The organism is Bradyrhizobium sp. HKCCYLRH3059, from assembly GCF_051168035.1.
In the GTDB taxonomy this organism is placed as follows: Bacteria; Pseudomonadota; Alphaproteobacteria; order Rhizobiales; family Xanthobacteraceae; genus Bradyrhizobium.
This window is the reverse complement of the sequence record NZ_JBNPUF010000002.1, coordinates 323398-338396: the sequence shown is the minus strand read 5'-3', so window position 1 is coordinate 338396 and position 14999 is coordinate 323398. Positions and strand designations below refer to the sequence as shown.

Genomic DNA, 14999 nt, shown 5'->3' with positions numbered 1-14999 from the left:
TCCAAATCCGGCTTAGAGACATTCGATGGACAGTACCGAGTGCAATGACATTGTCATGCCGGTTGAATTTGGAGACGGATCGATGCGCAAGAGATTGATGGGATTGCTGGCGGGCGCCGTAATCGCGGCCGCAATGATTCCGGGCATGGCGTCGGCGCACGGGCCGGGCGGTTTCCATCATGGCTTCGGCCATCGTGGCTTTGGCCCGGGTTTTGGACTCGGGTTTGGCTTGGGTTTTGGTTATCCCGGCTACTACGGATACGGAGGCTATCCCTATTATTACCCGTACACCTACGAGGACCTCGGCGGCTGTTACGTCGCCCGCAAGCGTGTGCGGACAGCGCGCGGCTGGCGCTTCCGCAACGTCGAGGTGTGTGAATGAAGCTTGGGCGAGGCGACCGGCCGATCCGGTCACTTCGCCTTAACGACATCTCGTGACGATTTGTTGCCGCTCCGATCGGCGGAGCGGCGGCGGAGAAGTAGCTGGCGCAACGCTTGCATGGGATCCAGGCATGATCAACACACTCACATCCCCTGAACTCACGTTTGTCTTCATGGGCGTCGTCGTCAGCCTGGGCGCCGCGCTGGTCTGGATGGCCTGGGAGCTCGAGCAGGGCGGCAGGCAGCTGGCGAAGATCCGTCGCGACGATCGTCGCCTGCGCTAGCAGCCGACGGTCCGGCGCCCGCATGAACGCAAGCGACATGCGGCAAGCGACATGCGGGAAGCCTCGCGGGCGCAGTCTGACGGGTTCGCTCGCCCGGGCCGCGGCTGTCAGCTCAGCACGCCATATTTCTTGAACCACGCCTGCATCTGCGCCCAGCCGTCCTCGGCGGCGTCCTTGCGATAGCTGGGGCGATAATCGGCGTGGAAGCCATGCGGCGCGCCGGGATAGATCTTGAACTCAGCGGTCTTCTTGTTGTCGGCGAGCGCGGTCTTCATGGCTTCGACGCTGGCGACGGGAATGCCGGTGTCGGCTTCGCCGTAGAGGCCGAGCACGGGCGCCTTCATCTCGGGTGCGAGCTGCGTCGGGCTCTTCGGCCAGGCGGGATTGGGCGGATCGATCAGCGGGCCGTAGAACGCAACGCCCGCCTTCAGCGCCGAACTATGCGCCGCATATTCCCACACGGTGCGGCCGCCGCGGCAGAAGCCGACGATGCCGAGACGCGAGGTGTCGCCGCCCTGCGACTTGGCCCAGGCCACCGTCGCGTCGAGGTCCGACAGCAGCTCCGCGTCGGGCTTGGCATTCACGATCGGCAGCAGGTCCTTGATCTCGGTGATCTTGGTGAGGTCGGTCCCGCTGCGGAAGTAGTAGTCCGGCGCCACGGCGAGCGCGCCGAGCTTGGCGAGACGGCGCGTCACGTCCTTGATGTACTGATGCAGGCCGAAGATCTCCATCGCGACCAGCACGACGGGCGGATTGCTGGCGCTGGCGGGGCGCGCGAAATAGGCCGGCATGTCGCGGTCGCCGACCTTGATCTTCGCATCTCCGGCATTCAGGCCGCTGGTGTCGGTGGTAATGACCTCGGCCCGCACCGGGCCGGCAGCCAGCGTGTAGCCGGCCGTCACGGCAGCGGACGCGGTCATGAAGCCGCGGCGTGAGAAGGGGGCGACTTTTGTCAGCCCGATGACATCGGACGTCAGTGCTGGATCGGCGGACATGGGGGCTCCTCTGCGTCTTACGGGCGCATTGAGCCGAGAATTGACGGGGAAAAGCAAGTCACCAGCCGGAGAGCCGCGGCGTCGGATCCGTTCCGGGCGGTCGAACGCGCCGCCACAAAAAACAAGGCCGTCGGCGCAGTATGGCGCCAACGACCTTGCCAGCCCCGGATATTGAAATTGGCCCTGTGCCATCCTGAAATTGGCTCGCCATCCGGTGAAGGCAGGATGGCGTGACTCCCGGTTTCAATCTGTGAAGCACTTCACAGGATCCTGGGAATATTCGGCGGGCTTTCTACGAGCAGGCGTCGGGACCGGCCGTCTCAGGATCGGTTACGACGATGCCGATGGCCGCCGCGGCTGGCATGGGCGCGGGCGCGGATGCTGCGGTTGCGTGGAGCAGGCGCGGCCTGCTCCGAGCTCTGCGTGCTGGCGAACGACTGGCGCAGGCCATCGATGGAGTCCTTCAGGGTCGAGACCTGGTCCGACAGGCGCTTGGTGTCGGCCTGCTGGGCCGCGAGCAGGCGGCGCATGCTCTGCAACTGCTCCTGCATCATCTGCAACTGGTCGATCGATTCCTGCTGGGTGGCCTCCAGGCCCTTGGTCTTCTCCACCAACTGCTCGGACGCCTGCACCGTGCGCGCCTGCAACTGCCGCGTCACCGCGCCGCGCTCGGCTTCCGGCGCGCCGCCATAGGCACGCCACAACATGATGCCGCCGATGCCCGCGATCAGCACCACGAGCGTCGCGGCTGCGAGCGCGATCGGCTGGGCGCCCTTGACGGGGGCCGGGCTGAGCTTCTCGGGGTAGCGTCTGGTGTCGCGCGTCACCGGATTCATCACGAAACCACCCAAATTGAAAAAGCTTCGGATGCTCCTCCCGAAAACTGGGAGAGGCGAAAAACTCGAGCAGAGAACGCTGTCCGCCCAGCCCGCAAATCGTGCATCTGGCGAACGAACCAAGTCGTCAGCTTTTGATTAGGAAATCCGACAAAAGCGAGGCCTGCAAGCCCGAAATGGCGCGCCCGCCGCATGCACCACGCCGGTTCCGGGGCGCGGTCGCGACCAGCCGAAAACTGCGGCCGGACAAATGCTTACTGCGTTGCGCTGCAGTTCCGGCAGATCGTGAGCTTCTGCTTGAGGCGGGCCTCGTCGGCGAGGTCGGCCGCCTGTTCCTCCTCCCAGCTCATCCGGCCGCGATAGCCGGAGCTCGACTGCGCGGACATCACGTCGCCCCGCGAGTCGCCATGGCGCTTCGCGCCTTTGCGCGACGTGCCGATGTCCGGCTCCGTCACCATCTCGGTGTCGGCGTCGGAGGTGGCGACACGGCCGTCCCAGTCGGCCGCAGCGCTCGTCGGCTGCGCGGTAATCACCGCGGGCGTAGCGGCCATCGCCGGCGCGGCTGGGCCGGCCGCGGCCAACGGTCCCGAGCAGCCGGCGCCGGACATGCAGCAGTTCGCCAGGGTCAGGGCCGCGGCCAGCAAGGTCGCGCTTCGCAGGATCATCATCATGCCGACAACCTAAACCCGACGGTCGAGGGAAAACAAGGTTGGCCGGCCGTCGCCGCGCCCCGCCTGTGACATATCGTCAAAGCAAGGCCAAAAAAAGTTGCGGCCAGGCCTTGGGGGAGGCCTGGCCGCGCGCGAACCGGTCTGGGACGGGGAGGGGTGGGGATGTGACCGGGTCGCGTAACTCGAATTCGTGTCTCGCCTCTCTGATCAGCGCTTGCGGACGCCTTAGCGTTCTCTGGCGCTGGCGGTGGCCACTGCCGGGCGGCCGTCGCCGAGCGAGACCCAGACGTTGGGGTCGCTCTGCGACTGCCGCTTGACGAAGCGGTAGCCGGTCTCGGTCCAGGCGACGACGCTCTCGTTCTGATTGTCGAGCACGTACTCGCCCTTGTCGGTCTTCACGGTGAGGACGGCGTGTCCTTCACCCTTCTTGTCGCGCACCACCGTGATCAGCAGCGCCTCGCGGGGCCAGCCGGCATCGATCAGCAGCTTGCGCTTCAGCAGCACGTAATCCTCGCAGTCGCCGTAGCCGTCCGTCGGCAGCGACCATTTCTCGACCACGCCCCAATGGTCCATGTCGGTGATGGGCTTGACGTTCTCGTTGACCCAGCGATTGACCTTTAGCAGATCGCGCCAGGCGGTCTGGGACAGCACGATGTCGCGGGGCTGCGACGCGCCGCCGCGGCATTCCTCGGGCGCCTCGGTGCAGAACTCGACCCAGCCGATCGGCGCCCGTGCGGTGTCGCCCAGGCTCGCATAGAGCACCCGGTCATCACCGGCATGCGCCATCCCGCCCATCGCCATCAGGAAGGCTGCGACCGCCCACCCCGTTGCCTGTCCCGTCCGCTTGACCATTTTGGCCCCCGTTTTCGTTGGGACCATGTGTCTCACAAAGATTTTTCGCTGCCGCTAAATCGCCACGATGGATTTGACGCAAATCCAAGTAAAACAAAGGGCTTATTCGACTTTCACTTGAATCGAATCTAGCTAAAATTTGAATCATTCGCGGTTGAATCGAATGCGCTGCATTAAGCCGGGAACCGCTGCCGTTGCAGGGTCCCCTGCGCTTTTCCCGTCAACAATTAACTGCGCCGGATCACCTGTGCGCTGGCCGAACGCCACACGGCGCCCGTGGTGGCGGACGCCGTGTGCTCCGTGAAGTTGCGGGATTTCAGAGGCTTGCGGCTTTACCGCGCGGTAACGCTGTCTTCGAGCGTTTCGGCGAGCTGGGCGTGCGTGAACTCGATCGCGAAGCCGCCTTCGAGATTTCGCACCACGCGCGCCTGGACGCGGCCGAGCATGACCTGCGATTTCAGCGGCGGCCTGGTCTCGGCCGCAATCGCCGCGCCCGACAGCGACATGTCGATGATGCGGCAGGTCATCTTGGTGCCGTCCTCGAGCGTCAGCACCGCGATCGGGTTGCGCGGAATGATACGGTCGTGGCGGCGATCCTCCGGCAGATTGAGGATGTCGCGGTTGGCGAGCCAGGTCAGCTGCGCGGCGAGCTTGTCGCGCTTGCGCGCGGTGGCGCCGATCGTCATGGCGAAGCCATTGTCGATGATGCGGGTGATCTTGCCCTCGACGCGGCCGATATGGTCGAGATAGGCGATCACGCGGTCGCCGACATTGCCGATGCCGGGCGCGAGCAGCGCCAGCCCGCCCGGCGACATGTTGATCACCTGGCAGGGAAACTCGCGCCGGTCGGGCAGCATGTAGCGGCCGAGCAGGTGGACCTTGACCCGCTGGAAACGGCGGCGCTCCTCGGCGGCCGGAAGAGAGAGTTTTTTGTTCGGCAACGCCATGTTTCGCCACTCAAAGCCGGCTCTTAGCGTGCCGGATGATCCAGTGTTGAAACTAAGTCCTTCACGGTTAATTCAGCGTTACGTTGTGCTCCTGCAGCACTCTGCCGCGGGCCATGACGAGCTGATAGAATGGGCAGGCGCGACATCGCGCCAATGACGCCAACGGAGATGGGAGAGACGTTCATGCGGAGCTTGTTGGGAGCCGTCGTGGCGGTCGTGGTCTGCGTGGTGGCTGGATCGCCGCCGGCCGCGGCAGCCGAGATGAAGGTGACCCTGCTCGGGACAGGCACGCCGACGCCGCGGCTGTCGAGCTTCAGCGCCTCGACCCTGATCGAGGCCGGGCCTGAGCGGCTGCTGTTCGACCTCGGACGCGGCTCCACGATCCGCCTGTTCCAGAAGAGCATCCCGCTCGGCAGCATCACCGCGCATTTCCTCACCCATCTGCATTCCGATCACGTGGTGGGACTGCCGGACATGTGGCTGAGCGGCTGGATCGGCACGCCCTGGGCCTCGCGCAAGGGGCCGATGGTCGTGTTCGGACCGAAGGGGACAGTGGCGATGACGGAGAATCTCACCAAGGCCTTCTCCGAGGACATCCGCATCCGCATCGATGACGAGCACTATCCGCCGGAAGGCGTCGCCTTCGCCGCGGCCGACATTGGGCCCGGCGTCGTCTACGAGCGCAACGGCGTCAGGGTGAGCGCCATCGAGGTCAATCACGGCGAGAAGATCAAGCCGGCGCTCGGCTATGTCGTCGAATTCGACGGCAAGAAGGTCGTGCTGTCCGGCGACACCAAGCCCGATCCGCGGGTGGAGAAGGCGGCGGAGGGCGCCGATCTTCTGATCCACGAGGTGGCGGTGATCGATCCCGAACTGATCAAGACCTATCCGAACTATCGTGCGATCGAGGACCACCACACCTCGCCGGAGGAGGCCGGCAAGATCTTCACCGAGGCGAAGCCGAAGCTGGCGGTCTACTCGCACATCGTGTTCGCCACCGTGAAGCCGGTCCAGGACGTGCCCGAAGAGGCGCTGATCGCGCGCACGCGGACGAGCTATGAGGGCCCGCTCGTGGTCGGGCGCGATCTCACGTCGTTCGTCATCTCGGATCAGGTCGCCGCGTTTGCTCCCGACGGCAGTCCGATCACGCCGCTGACCGGCTCACATTGAGGAGGCGGGACGGCAGCCCAGTTCCCGTAGCCCGCATGAGCGCAGCGACATGCGGGGACGTCTGTCCGCCGGCGATTCACCGTCGGCGTGCGACAGCTTCGACGTGGGCACGCGATGTAAGGATGGTCTGTCCCGGATGTCGCTTTCGCCTGCGCCCTTCGGGCTCCGGCTGGCGCTCATCCGGACTATGAAATCGGCGCTGCACTCAGCGCAGTCCCTCATACACCATCAGGCCGCGGGCGAGCGCGAGCTTGCGCAACGCGCGCGGCACGATCGGCTCGGCGGGCGGATGGATGTAGCGCCATGACACCATCTCCAGCGGACCGAGCGCGCCTTGCGGCGTCTCAAACGGGGCGAGCAGGCCGGTCAGGCTGATCGGCTCATGCGCGCGGGTCGCGAACGGCAGCAGCAGCAGTTCGAAATGCGCGGTCGTGCGATCCGGCGCCTGCGCCGTCACGCCGGCGATCGCCGGCAGCGTCTCTTCGCAGACCACCGCGGTGATCTCCTCGATCTCGCGGCGGCTGGCGGGCGCGAACTGCGCCGGAAAGCTCCTGTCCTTGACGTCGCCGCCGAGCAGGGCGCACAGCCGCGTGCCGGCCATGCGGAACGGAAAGCCGCTGTCGGCATCGCAGGACAAGACGAAGATGTCGCCGAGCAGCTCGCGCACGGCCGACGGCTCGAAGTCGCAGCGCTCCGGCGCCTTGGCATGGCCGCGCCTGTCGTTCCAATAGGCGAAGAGCTCGCGATTGGACGGATGTTTCATCTCGGTGATCCCTCGCGCCCTCGACGTCACGGAGGACATTGCTGTCCCGCTTTCGTCCAGGCGCCTCCCTGGTTTGTTTTCGCAGGAGGGGTGGTGCAGCGTCCATGCCGATGGTGCGATCGTGCCGGCTTTCCCCCGGCCTTCCGCGCGTTAAGGTTAAATTAACGATGAGCTTGGCGGCCGCCGCGCGATCGTTAACAATGCGTTCATCAGATCGCGGCCGGAAGGTGGAAGGTCCGCCGCGATACGGTGAGTTACACGCAGGCGGCGTCAAACAAGTCTGGTCGTCGCGACGGGGCGGGGTGGGGAAAACGACCCCGGGCGCTCCGGACGCGGCAAAGGCCGGCAAGTCTCGGAGGGAGGGTTTTCTCAGAACCCTCCCTCTTTCTTTTGGCGGATCGGCTGTCCTTTCGCCTCCGCAGCCCGGGGCTGCACATCAACTCTGCCGCCATGCGCTTGCACAGGCCGGCCAAAGCCGCCTATCTGACGGATCTGTTCCTCTCGTCGAAGGCGTGCGTTCCGTTGGATTCCCCCTCGTCAGACCTCACGCAGGATCCGCCGCTCCAGCAGGCGCGGGAGCCGATCCTCAATCTGCCGGGCGCACTGACCGCCTACATCCTGCTGATCGCGGTGATCCATCTGCGTGTGCTGCTGCCGGACGAGTGGAACGGCTGGATCATCGACCTGTTCGCCTTCGTCCCGAAACGATACGACCAGACCCTGATGGACGGGGCGTTTCCCGGCGGCACGCCGGCCAAGATCTGGACCTTTTTCAGCTACTCGCTGCTGCACGCCAATCTGGCGCATATCGGTTTCAACGTGCTTTGGCTGCTGCCGTTCGGCAGCGCGCTCGCGCGCCGCTTCGGGGCGGTCCGGTTCTATCTGTTCATGGCGGTGACGGCGGCGGCCGGTGCGCTGGCGCATCTGCTCACGCACGAGCACGCGCTGGCGCCGATGATCGGCGCCTCGGCCTCGGTGTCCGGCACCATGGCGGCGGCGATGCGCTTTGCCTTCGTGAGCGGCAGCTTCCTGTCGTTCACCCGCGGCGATGCCGAGGCGGCGGCCAGGGTTCCGGCGCTGTCGCTGACGCGTGCGCTGCGCAATCCGCGGGTGCTCGGCTTTCTGGCAGTGTGGTTCGGCGTCAACATCGTGTTCGGCATTGGCGGCATCACGCCCGGCGCCGAGGGCGCCGACGTCGCCTGGCAGGCTCATATCGGCGGATTCATCGCCGGACTGATCCTGTTTGCGCTGTTCGATCCCACCCCGCATGTGCGTGACGATGCTGCGCCTGCGTTGCCATCCGACGTGGTCGACCGTTAGGTGCCGCGATCCTGCGCTTGCGAGCGCAGGTGATTTCATTCATCATTTGCGTCCACTGCAACCGGGGCACGATTCCGGATGAACGAAAGCAGGCGATTTGTGCCGCGCAGGCCAGCTTGCGGAGTGCAATGCAACCAAAGCGCGATCAGAAGGATTGGATCCGTTGCATTGCCAGACTGTTGATTGAAGACTCGCTTGACTGACGATCGCTGGAAGCATCGGCCGCAACGACGCCTCGCTCAAGAAGGCACACCGGCCCCTCAAGGAGACGAGCAATGACAGTACGTGCGATCCTCGACACCAAGGGCCATCAGGTCGAGAGCGTCGAGTCCCAGACTACACTCGCCGAAGCCGCCAAGCGGCTCGCCGACCGCAAGATCGGCGCGGTGCTGGTGATGTCGGGTTCCCGGATGGAGGGCATCCTCTCGGAGCGCGACATCGTCCGCGCGCTCGGCGAGCGCGGCGCCGCCGCGCTGACCGAGCCGGTGTCGAACGTGATGACGCGGCGGGTGGTGAGCTGCAAGCCTGCGGATACCGTCGCCTCGATCATGGAAATGATGACCAACGGCAAGTTCCGCCATCTGCCGGTGATCGAGGGCGGCGTCGTGGCCGGCCTGATCTCGATCGGCGACGTCGTGAAGTGGCGCGTCCAGGAATACGAGGCCGAGCAGGAAGCACTGCGCCAGTACATCAAGACGGCGTAGTCGCTCCGCCGCCGGTCGGCGTCACCGCGCCGATCGCTTCCTGGATGGAATCCAGCGCACGTTCGGCCGCCCTGGTGCCGAACGCGATGAGGTCGGCCGCGCGATGAAAGTCGAACCAGCCGATCTGGCCGACGCGCGGCGAGATCAGAAGGTCCGGCGGATCGCCCGCGAGGCGCGCGCGGGTGATGCGGTCCTGCATGATGTTGAAGGCGTCGACCATCACCGACGAGATGCCCGGCCGGCCGCCCTCGCCGAAGAACTGCCGCTTCACCGCGCGCTCCGGCGAGAACAGCCTGCGGAAGCGCCGCTTCGGCGGCGCGCTCTCCATCACTGTCTCCGGCACCTCGACCGGCTGGCCATGCGAGTAGATCGTCGTCGAATGCGTGAACACGTCGCTCGACAGGTTGGCGGCGATCACGATCTCGGCGCCGAGCGCGCGCGCCGCCGACACCGGCACCGGATTGACCATGGCGCCGTCGACCAGCCAGCGGTCGCCGATCAGGACCGGCGCGAAGATGCCGGGCAGGGCGTAGGAGGCGCGCATCGCGTCGACGAGGCTGCCATGGGTCAGCCAGATCTCGTGCCCGGTGCGGATCTCCGTCGCCACCGTCGCCACCTTCATCGGCAGCTCCTCGATGGTGACGCGGCCGAGCGAGGCTTCGAGTTGGGCGGCGAGCTTCTCGCCGCCGATCAGGCCGGAGCCGTTGAGGCGGATGTCGAGATAGCCGAGGATGTTGCGCATCTGCAGGCTGCGCGCCCATTCCTCCAGCGTATCGAGCTGGCCGGCCGCATAGGCGCCGCCGACCACGGCGCCGATCGAGGTGCCGACCACGACATCGGGCACGATGCCGTGCGCCATCAGGGTCCGGATCACGCCGATATGGGCAAAACCGCGCGCCGCGCCGCCGCCAAGCGCAAGGCCGATGACCGGCTTGCGGATCGTGCCGAGACCGACATCGGAACCTTCGGTTCCGTTCGCACGGCGTCCTTTCAGAATGTCCAGCACCGAGATCTCCACGCCTACGCAAACTGTGTGCAACGAGTCGGCAACGGACTCATGACGCATGACAGCCTAGCACCAGCCTAGCAGAAGCATCCTTTATGCCGGGTCGACGGGAGCGCCGGATGCCGCTGATTTGAACTCTCCGCCGGAGAATGCGACCAAGTCGCGCGCTGCTTACGGGGTTCCTCCGGGACAGTTGAGTAGAGGCTTGAATTTGCCGCGTTTTTGTTCAAAAGCAAGACGATGACGACAGGTCGCGGGTTCACCAGATTCCGGCGCAGCGGGCGGCTATGGCTTGTGCTCGCCTTGTCGTGGCCGCTGACCGGGCTCGTGACGCCGCCGGCCGCGGCGCAACTGTTCAGCGACCGGCCACCGCCGATTCCGCCGGCTTCGGTGCCCGATCCCGGGGCGGCGGTGAGCCTGGCGCCACCCTCCGGCCCCGCCGCCGGTCCCATTCCGCCGCCGGCCCCGCAGGTGCTGCCGGGACCGCCCGTCGCCGCGATCCCACCCGGCGCGCCGGCTGCGATCCCGCCGGTTGCTGCTCCACCCGCCGCGGCTCCCAATCAGGGCGTGCTGTCGCTGTCGGCGCGGTTCGGAAAGGACCTGCCGAACATCAATGGCGGTCTGGTCTGGCGCGTGTTCGCCGACCGACCGGACGAATCCGGCGCCTTCAAGATGCTGCGCGAGGATCGCGGCCCGACGCCGAACATCGTGCTGCCGCCCGGCACCTATGTCGTGCATGTCGCGCTCGGCCTCGTCAGCGCGGTCCGGTCGGTGAACCTGAAGACGGAGACCGATCGCGAATCCTTCGTGCTGCCGGCCGGGGGCCTGCGCCTCGAGGGCAGGGTCGGCACCAGCAAGATCCCGCAGAACCAGATCTCGTTCGCCATCTACAAGGGCAGCCAGTTCGATGGCCGCGAGCGGGCGCCGCTGGTGCCGAACGTCGCCGCCGGCGACATGCTGATGCTGCCGGAGGGCACCTATTACATCGTCTCCAACTATGGCGACGCCAACTCGGTGGTGCGCTCCGACATCCGCGTCCAGGCTGGCAAGCTCACCGACGTCACGGTGACGCACCGCGCCGCGGTCATCACCTTGAAGCTCGTCTCCGACAAGGGCGGCGAGGCGCTCGCCAACACCGCCTGGTCGGTCATCAACCCCGGCGGCGACGTGATCAAGGAATCGATCGGCGCCTTCCCCAAGGTCGTGCTGTCCGAAGGCGACTACCGCGCCATCGCCAAGAACGAAGGCAAGGTGTTCGAGCGCTCCTTCAGCGTCGTCAACGGCGTCGACGGCGAGGTCGAGGTGCTCGCGCGCTGAGCGGCTCGCACGCGAAATGGCCCCGCAGAAGGACACCGACTCTCCCCGCTATCTATGAGAGCCAGTCTCCGGGAGAGCCGCATGCAGATATCCCACATCATCCGCCAGGCCATCGAGATCGGCGAGCGCAAGGGCTGGATCACGTTCGACGAGCTGAACGCACTTTGCCCGGGTAACACAGTCGAACCCGAGGACATCGAGCGGATCATGCGGGCGCTCAGCGACGCAGGCATCCGTCTCGAGGAGGACTGATGCAAGAACAGCGTTTTTGGCAGGAGCGCGCCTGACCACGGGTGTCGTCCCGGCGAACGCCGGACCCATACCGCGGATGCTATCGGGGGACGTCGCTGTCAGTGGTCCGCATCACCGCGGCCGGTGGCTATGGGTCCGGCTCAAGGCCGGGACGACAGCGGTGATTGTCGAAGCAGTGGTGCGCGACACGACTCGCTAAGTCGTGCACATCTGCCCGTCGGGTTACTTTGTCGCAGTTATTAGTTCTTGTGTCGTCGGGCAAATCAGGCGGATCTTTCCGCGCATCCCGCCTCGAGATGAGGGGCGTATCGCGGTCGTCACGAGACGCGAGGCGGGGAGCGGTGGGCGTGGTGGATTGCAGCGCGGGTTGCCCGCGCCGACGAACAATTCGCCACGCACGGTCAAGTCGCGCGGTCCTGATATCCCGATGCTGATGTCAACTCACGTTGAGGCTTCGCTTCGCGTGGGGATGGTGGCCAGAAAGCCCGGCGCACCAGGGAGAACGCGAAGCAGCCGTTCAGCCATCGCGCAGGGAGGGCCGGGTTTCCGGCTGACCTGTGGTACCTGCCGCCTGCATTTTTTTCGCAGGCGGGCCACGGGCCTCAGTCGAGGTCCGGCTCTCCCTGCGCCCTCTGTTCGAAGGGGGCGGTTCGATTAGCAAAACTCGGGCAGATATTGTCGCGAGATCGCAGGTTCACGTCCGCATCTATGCCGTATCCGTATCGACCTCGCCGTTGCGACATCGGCGACGAACGTGAAGCGATGCTGTCATAGTCGCTAATGCGCGATAACCATGGAACCACTTAAAACTGTCACAATCGCTGCGCGCGAGGCGCGAAGCCAATGCATTTACAGCTCGTTAAAGCCGTGTCTGCTTCAGATACCGTCGGGACCGACAGGGTGGCGATTGAGTGGGAATGATGCGTGCCGCGACGACCAAGGCGTTGACGACGATCAGCAGCGATCTGTTTGACGACATTCCGGTGCTCAGGCGCAAATGGCAGGCGGCATTGAAGCCGGGCCAGCGCCTGCCGCGCTACGAGGACGTCATGCTGGGCAGCCTCGGCCGTCTCGCCGATCATATCGCGGTGCTCAACAACGAGGACGGTGGCCTCCAGATTTCGCGCAGCGGCCGCTACGTCCAGCAATGGCTGCAGGACGAGCGCTGGGACGTCGCGGTCGAAGCCGTGTCGCCGGATTGCGCCACCGTGCTGGTGGAGGCGGCCAATTGCGCGCTCGTTAGCGGCCAGCCCTATCTCGCTCATGCGCATTGCGTCCGCGACGGCATGGTCCGCAGTTATGACGTGCTGGCGCTGCCGACCAACTCGCGGTGGGGCAGTACGCTGGTCGGGACCTACGTCAACGAGCGCGACGCGCAATATAATCTGCTCGATGCGATCTTCTCGACGACGGACGACGGCGTGGTCTCGCTCGCGACCATCCGCGACAGCGTCGGCATGCCCTGCGATTTCCAGGTGGTTCATCACAATCGCGCGGCGGCCGACCTGCTCAGGCTGCCGTCGGCGACGCTGCAATGGCATCGGCTGAAGCAGGGCGGCAACATGCTGTGCACGCCCGAGGTGATGGCGCGGCTGTTCGACGTCGTCACGCACGGGCGGAGCGACCAGTTCGAGCTCGACAGCGAGGCGCGCAGTCTCAGGCTCGGCGCCCACGCCTTTGGCGACATCATTTCATTGACCATTGCCGACGTGACCGCGCTGAAGCGGCGCGAGGCCTCGTTCCGGCTGCTGTTCGACGCCAACCCGGTGCCGATGTGCATCCTCGATGCGAAGACCGCGCAGATCCTCAATGTCAACGATGCGATGGTCGGGCACTATGGCTACGGCCGGGCGGATCTGCTGTGCATGAATGTCTGGGATCTCTGGCCGCCGGGCGAATGGGAAAGCCTCGATGACGCGCTGCTGCGGCTGGCCGACGGTGATCTGTTTCACCGCGACTGGCGCCATCGCAAGGCCGATGGCAGCGAGATCGAGGTGCTGACCTACGGCCGCGAGATCACCTTCGATGGCCGCGACGGCGTGCTGGTCGCGATCGTCGACATCACCGAGCGTCGTCGCGCCGAGGCGCGCATCGCCTACATGGCGCACCACGACGGGCTGACCGGCCTGCCGAACCGCGAATTCTTCCAGCAGCGCCTCGCGCAGGAGCTCGACGGCGCCGGGGCGGCCGACCGCCGCATCGCGGTGATGTGCATCGACCTCGATCTGTTCAAGACCGTCAACGACTCCTTCGGTCATCCGATGGGCGACCGGCTGCTGCAGGCGGTCGCGGGCCGCCTGACACAGCAGATGCATGGCGGCAAGCTGGCGGCGCGGCTGGGCGGCGACGAGTTCGCGGTGATCATCAGTCAGAGCTGCGGCGCCAGCGACGCCAGCGAGTGTGCCGCCCGCCTGATCGCGGCGCTCAGCGCGCCCTATGACATCGACGGCAACGAGCTCGTGATCGGTGCCTCCATCGGCATCGCGCTGTCGCCGGGCGACGGCGCGAGCTGCGAGGAGCTGATGAAGAACGCCGACATGGCGCTGTACCGCGCCAAACAGGACGGCGGCCGCGTGCATCGGTTCTTCGAAAAGGAGATGGACCGCCAGGCGCAGAAGCGCCGCGACATGGAGCACGATCTGCGCCGTGCCTTCGCCCAGGGCGAGTTCGAGCTGCACTACCAGCCGCTGGTCGACGTCGCGACCGGCGCGATCTCCGCATTCGAATGCCTGCTGCGCTGGCGTCATCCCGACAAGGGCATGATCTCGCCCGCCGATTTCATTCCCGTGGCCGAGGACATCGGCCTGATCGTGCCGCTCGGCGAGTGGGTTCTGCGCGAGGCCTGTCACGAGGCGGCGCGATGGCCCGACGGCATCAAGGTCGCGGTGAATCTCTCTGCGGTGCAGTTCCGCAGCCGCAACCTCGTGCAGGTCGTGGTCCAGGCGCTGGCGCAGTCGGCGCTGGCGCCGGAGCGGCTCGAGCTGGAGATCACCGAGTCTATCCTGCTGGCCGAGACCGAGGCCAATCTGGCGACGCTGCATCAGCTTCGCCAGCTCGGCATCCGCATCTCGATGGACGATTTCGGCACCGGCTATTCCAGCCTGAGCTATCTGCGCAGCTTCCCGTTCGACAAGATCAAGATCGACCGCTCCTTCGTGAAGGATCTCGCGCAGCGCTCCGACTGCCTCGCCATCGTCCGCGCCATCTCCGGCCTCGGCAAGAGCCTCAACATCATCACCACCGCCGAGGGTGTCGAGACATCGGATCAGCTCGAGTGGCTGCGCGCCGAGGGCTGCAACCAGGTCCAGGGCTTTCTGTTCAGCGCGGCCAAGCCGGCCTCGGAGATCGCGGGCCTGCTGGCGCAGTTCGGCGCGAGATCATCGCAGGCGGCGTGAGGATTAGAGGGAAGCGTACGGAATGTTGCACGCGGCTTCGGAGTGCCAATTAGTTGGGGGCTGAGGCATCTCCGCGCGTCATTGCGAGCGCAGCGAAGCAATCCGG

At 65.8% G+C, this 14999-nt stretch carries 15 protein-coding genes; 8 read left to right on the top strand and 7 right to left on the bottom strand.

The features are described from left to right. The first annotated feature begins 82 nt into the window (after positions 1–82). Complete coding sequence (locus tag ACQR13_RS08485; protein WP_315714683.1) at positions 83–382, top strand: hypothetical protein; 300 nt, start codon at positions 83–85, stop codon at positions 380–382. A gap of 130 nt (positions 383–512) precedes the next feature. Then, complete coding sequence (locus ACQR13_RS08480) at positions 513–665, top strand: hypothetical protein (protein ID WP_315715000.1); 153 nt, start codon at positions 513–515, stop codon at positions 663–665. Positions 666–772: 107 nt separating this feature from the next. Here ACQR13_RS08480 and ACQR13_RS08475 read toward each other — a convergent pair whose 3' ends face one another. The 5 genes from ACQR13_RS08475 to ACQR13_RS08455 all read right to left on the bottom strand — a co-directional run bounded on the left by ACQR13_RS08475 (position 773) and on the right by ACQR13_RS08455 (position 4966). Next, positions 773–1585 (bottom strand): dienelactone hydrolase family protein, encoded by an 813-nt coding sequence (locus tag ACQR13_RS08475; protein ID WP_409977902.1) that lies wholly within the window; start codon positions 1583–1585, stop codon positions 773–775. A gap of 395 nt (positions 1586–1980) precedes the next feature. Further along, complete coding sequence (locus ACQR13_RS08470; protein ID WP_315714681.1) at positions 1981–2496, bottom strand: hypothetical protein; 516 nt, start codon at positions 2494–2496, stop codon at positions 1981–1983. Between the two features lie 254 nt (positions 2497–2750). After that, positions 2751–3167, bottom strand: coding sequence for a hypothetical protein (locus tag ACQR13_RS08465; RefSeq protein WP_434862733.1), 417 nt, complete (start codon positions 3165–3167; stop codon positions 2751–2753). A 225-nt stretch (positions 3168–3392) separates the two neighbouring features. Further along, complete coding sequence (locus tag ACQR13_RS08460; RefSeq protein WP_315714679.1) at positions 3393–4019, bottom strand: transglutaminase-like cysteine peptidase; 627 nt, start codon at positions 4017–4019, stop codon at positions 3393–3395. 332 nt (positions 4020–4351) lie between these two features. Beyond that, on the bottom strand, positions 4352–4966 hold the full coding sequence (locus ACQR13_RS08455; protein WP_315714678.1) for a PilZ domain-containing protein: 615 nt from the start codon (positions 4964–4966) through the stop codon (positions 4352–4354). A gap of 183 nt (positions 4967–5149) precedes the next feature. On the opposite strand from ACQR13_RS08455, the gene ACQR13_RS08450 reads away from it, so the two are divergent. Further along, the gene (locus ACQR13_RS08450) at positions 5150–6136 is read left to right on the top strand and encodes an MBL fold metallo-hydrolase (protein ID WP_316202842.1); all 987 of its coding nucleotides are present in this window, start codon (positions 5150–5152) and stop codon (positions 6134–6136) included. A 205-nt stretch (positions 6137–6341) separates the two neighbouring features. On the opposite strand, the gene ACQR13_RS08445 is transcribed toward ACQR13_RS08450, so the two are convergent. Next, positions 6342–6899: a PAS domain-containing protein gene (locus ACQR13_RS08445; protein WP_315714676.1), complete on the bottom strand. Its 558-nt coding sequence runs from the start codon at positions 6897–6899 to the stop codon at positions 6342–6344. Positions 6900–7421: 522 nt separating this feature from the next. Between ACQR13_RS08445 and ACQR13_RS08440 the strand changes: the two genes are divergently transcribed. Both ACQR13_RS08440 and ACQR13_RS08435 read left to right on the top strand, forming a co-directional pair. Further along, positions 7422–8219 (top strand): rhomboid family intramembrane serine protease, encoded by a 798-nt coding sequence (locus ACQR13_RS08440; RefSeq protein WP_315714976.1) that lies wholly within the window; start codon positions 7422–7424, stop codon positions 8217–8219. A 275-nt stretch (positions 8220–8494) separates the two neighbouring features. Continuing rightward, entirely contained in the window at positions 8495–8923 is a 429-nt protein-coding gene (locus ACQR13_RS08435) for a CBS domain-containing protein (protein ID WP_315714675.1), read from the top strand. Here the strand turns inward: ACQR13_RS08435 and ACQR13_RS08430 are convergent. Next, on the bottom strand, positions 8910–9929 hold the full coding sequence (locus ACQR13_RS08430) for a patatin-like phospholipase family protein (protein WP_315714674.1): 1020 nt from the start codon (positions 9927–9929) through the stop codon (positions 8910–8912). The genes ACQR13_RS08435 and ACQR13_RS08430 overlap by 14 nt on opposite strands. Positions 9930–10169: 240 nt before the next feature. On the opposite strand from ACQR13_RS08430, the gene ACQR13_RS08425 reads away from it, so the two are divergent. The 3 genes from ACQR13_RS08425 (at position 10170) to ACQR13_RS08415 (ending at position 14893) form a co-directional block, all read left to right on the top strand. Continuing rightward, complete coding sequence (locus tag ACQR13_RS08425; protein WP_315714673.1) at positions 10170–11246, top strand: hypothetical protein; 1077 nt, start codon at positions 10170–10172, stop codon at positions 11244–11246. Positions 11247–11327: 81 nt separating this feature from the next. Beyond that, positions 11328–11498, top strand: coding sequence for an RNA polymerase sigma factor region1.1 domain-containing protein (locus tag ACQR13_RS08420; protein WP_316170248.1), 171 nt, complete (start codon positions 11328–11330; stop codon positions 11496–11498). A 920-nt stretch (positions 11499–12418) separates the two neighbouring features. Beyond that, positions 12419–14893 (top strand): putative bifunctional diguanylate cyclase/phosphodiesterase, encoded by a 2475-nt coding sequence (locus tag ACQR13_RS08415; protein WP_316202883.1) that lies wholly within the window; start codon positions 12419–12421, stop codon positions 14891–14893. Positions 14894–14999: the final 106 nt, after the last annotated feature.